A 3,265-nucleotide genomic window follows, 5' to 3' on the forward strand; every position below is an offset into this window, starting at 1 on the left:
TGCCGGCATCGCTGAAGATCCTGGCGGTGGCGAGCGTGGTGAAGGTGCTGCCGTTGCCGATGGAGGCCACCACGCCCTGCTTGATGAGATAGTTGGCCGCCAGTGCGGCGGTGCGCGTGCTGCCGCGTTCATCCACGACCAGCAGTTTGAAGCGGACCGCGCGGCCGGCGACTTTAGGATGGCGCCGGTTGGCGTCGTCGATCGCCATTTCAGCGGCGTTCACCAAGCTCTTGCCGAATGCCGCCGCCGGGCCGGTCAGCGGCATGGCGATGCCGATCGGCACTTCAGTGACGTCAGCCGCGCGCACCGCCGCCGGCAGCCAGGCGGGCATGGTCAGCCAGAGCAGAATGCAGCAGCGGCGAAGACGTGCTGTTTTCATCGTATCGGCCTTGTCGTGGAGCAAGCATTGGAAGCGGCTACCGGAGGCAGGTTTTGATTCGATTATCGACAACCAGGCTCCCACTCTGAAGTGCAAGCATTGAATTTCTGCAAACTTTCTTTCGATGTGTTGCTGTTTTCGTACTATTTGATGAGAGTTCATGCTGCAAGGCAAGCTCCCGGCCACATCGGCGCCTGAGGTACAATGACGCCCGAAGCAAGCCAGACAGCCGCTGGTCATCGTGTCATGCGATGGCGGGAGGAAGGTCCGGACTCCATAGAGCAGGGTGACGGTTAACGGCCGTCCGCCGAAAGCCGGCGCAAGCCGGTATAAGGCGAGGAACAGGGCCACAGAGACGAGCGTATTAAGTTACGGTGAAACGCGGTAACCTCCACCCGGAGCAATCTCAAATAGGCACGCGTTGATGTTGCTCGCGGAGCGTGCGGGTAGAGAGCTTGAGCGCCGGAGCAATCCGGCGCCTAGAGGAATGGCTGTCATAACGGGCAACCGTCGTAACAGAATCCGGCCTATCGGCTTGCTTCATTTAATTCATACAAAAACGATCTCCCGGCTCACGAGGCCGGCGAGGTCAGTGAAAAATCAGAGACTTCAGGATCCCCATGAGCCAACCGGTTTTGTTTGAAGAACTGGCCACGCAGAATGGCCGCCGTATCGGCGTCGCCACGCTGGCTTCCGAAAAAACCTTGAATGCGCTGTCGCTCGACATGGTGCATCTGCTGACGCCGCAGTTGCGTCAATGGGCCAGGGATCCGGACATTGCGATGGTGCTGCTGCAGGCGCAGGGCGAAAAAGCCTTTTGCGCCGGCGGCGACCTGCAGAAGATCTACACCAGCATGCGCGAGCACCACGCCTCGCCGGCGCGGGACGACATCCGCGGCAATCAGTATGCGGCTGAATTCTTCGAACACGAATATCGCCTCGACTACGAAATCCATACCTATCCCAAGCCGATCCTGTGCTGGGGCCACGGCATCGTCATGGGCGGCGGCATCGGCCTGATGGCCGGCTGCAGCCACCGCGTGGTCACCGAGCGCTCGCGCCTGGCCATGCCGGAAATCACCATCGGCCTGTATCCCGACGTCGGCGGCAGCTGGTTCCTGAGCCGCACGCCGGGCAAGCTGGGCGCCTTCCTGGCGCTGACCGGCGCGCTGATGAACGCCGAAGACGCCAAGTTCACCGGGCTGGCCGATTACCGCATCGCCCACGCCGACAAGCAAAAAGTCATCGATGCCTTGCAACTGCAGAATTGGGGCGACGGCAACGATGCTGCCGTTCTCGGCCGCGTATTGCAACAAGCCGAGCGCGACGTCGCTGCCGAGGTGGCGTTTGCACCTTCCGCGCTGCGCGAGAATTTCGATCTGATCAATGCGCTGTGCAGCGGCCAGACCGTGCCCGACATCGTCGACGCCATCCTGGCCCACAAGACCGACAATCCGTGGCTGCAAAAAGCCATCGCCACGCTGACCGCCGGCGCCCCCGGCGCTTCGCAGGTCTACCTGATCGAGGAACCGATGGCGGCCGCCATCGGCTCAGGCCTGCCGGTCTCGGACGCCACCGGTTCGATGGTGGTCGACATCGGCGGCGGCACTACGGAAGTCGGCATCATCTCGCTGGGCGGCATGGTGTACAAGGGTTCGGTGCGCGTTGGCGGCGACAAGTTCGACGAAGCCATCGTCAACTACATCCGCCGCAACTACGGCATGCTGATCGGCGAACAAACCGCCGAAGCGATCAAGAAGGCCATCGGTTCCGCTTTCCCGGGCTCCGAAGTCAAGGAAATGGAAGTCAAGGGCCGCAACCTGTCCGAAGGCATTCCACGCTCGTTCACCATCTCCAGCAACGAAATCCTGGAAGCGCTGACCGATCCGCTCAACAACATCGTGTCCGCCGTCAAGAACGCGCTGGAACAGACGCCGCCGGAACTGGGCGCCGACATCGCCGAAAAGGGCATGATGCTCACCGGTGGCGGTGCGCTGCTGCGCGACCTGGACCGCTTGTTGATGGAAGAAACCGGCCTGCCGGTGATCGTGGCGGAAGACCCGCTGACTTGCGTGGTGCGCGGTTCCGGCATGGCGCTCGATCGCATGGACAAACTGGGTTCGATCTTCTCCAACGAATAATTCTCCGCCACAGGAGTCCGGCCAACCTCGAGGAACCGAAACGCGCCTATGACTGAGCACAAGCAGATTGGGTCGGTGCTGCGAACCAAACGTTCGCACAACGGCCAAATCTCGGCTGCTGCGGCGCGTTGCCTTCCTGACATTGGCCGGAATCTTCCCGGTATCCGCCCGCTGCTCTCCCTTCAGCCCGCCGTGTCCGGGCTGTTGCGGTTTTCGGCTCACCCGGCATCGGTTTCGGCCTGACGACACATGGATATCCCACCACTCTTCAAGCAAGGCGCCTCGGCCCGCGCCCGCGCCGGCTTTTTTGCGCTGATCGCGATCATCATGCTGGTGGTCGATTCGCGCATGCACGCGCTGTCGATGGTGCGCCAGGCGGTCGGCACGATGCTGTATCCGTTCCAGGTGGTCGCCATGGTGCCGCGCGACGCCGCCTACAAGGTCGATGATTACTTCAATTCGCTGACTGCGCTGCAAAAGGAAAACGACGCGCTGCGCCGCCAGCAGGCCATGAACGCGCAGCTGATGCAGCAAGAGCGCCAGATGGCGGCCGAGAATATCCAGCTGCGCAAGCTGCTGAGCATGCAGCAACGCATGACCAACAAATCGGTGGTCGGTGAAATCCTCTACGATGCGCGCGATCCGTTCACCCGCAAGATCATCCTCAATCGCGGTTCGCAGCAGGGCGTCGCGCCCGGCCAGCCGGTGCGTGATGCGCGCCAGGCTGGCGCCTTCATAACCGTAG

At 62.0% G+C, this 3,265-nt stretch carries 3 protein-coding genes and 1 other RNA gene; 3 read left to right on the forward strand and 1 reads right to left on the reverse strand.

Features of this window, described 5'->3' with window-relative positions; genetic code table 11:
- Nucleotides 1–379: ABC transporter substrate-binding protein (locus HLUSI_RS27920; protein WP_162098062.1), on the reverse strand; the 379-nt coding region annotated here is incomplete at its 3' end.
- A 213-nt stretch (nucleotides 380–592) separates the two neighbouring features.
- Here HLUSI_RS27920 and rnpB point away from each other — a divergent pair.
- The 3 genes from rnpB to mreC all read left to right on the forward strand — a co-directional run.
- Nucleotides 593–925: RNase P RNA component class A (gene rnpB, locus HLUSI_RS30995), an RNA gene on the forward strand.
- Nucleotides 926–999: 74 nt separating this feature from the next.
- Entirely contained in the window at nucleotides 1,000–2,520 is a 1,521-nt protein-coding gene (mreB, locus tag HLUSI_RS34640) for a rod shape-determining protein MreB (RefSeq protein ID WP_016833788.1), read from the forward strand.
- A gap of 249 nt (nucleotides 2,521–2,769) precedes the next feature.
- Nucleotides 2,770–3,265 (forward strand): rod shape-determining protein MreC (gene mreC / locus HLUSI_RS0109720; protein ID WP_016833789.1); only part of this gene is annotated, 496 nt, incomplete at its 3' end.

It is taken from the genome of Herbaspirillum lusitanum P6-12 (genome assembly GCF_000256565.1).
Classification (GTDB): Bacteria; Pseudomonadota; Gammaproteobacteria; order Burkholderiales; family Burkholderiaceae_D; genus Herbaspirillum; species Herbaspirillum lusitanum.

Bases quoted from the DNA above. Each gene is read 5' to 3' on its own strand.
- mreB (WP_016833788.1), top strand. From the start codon at position 1,000: ATGAGCCAACCGGTTTTGTTTGAAGAACTGGCCACGCAGAATGGCCGC.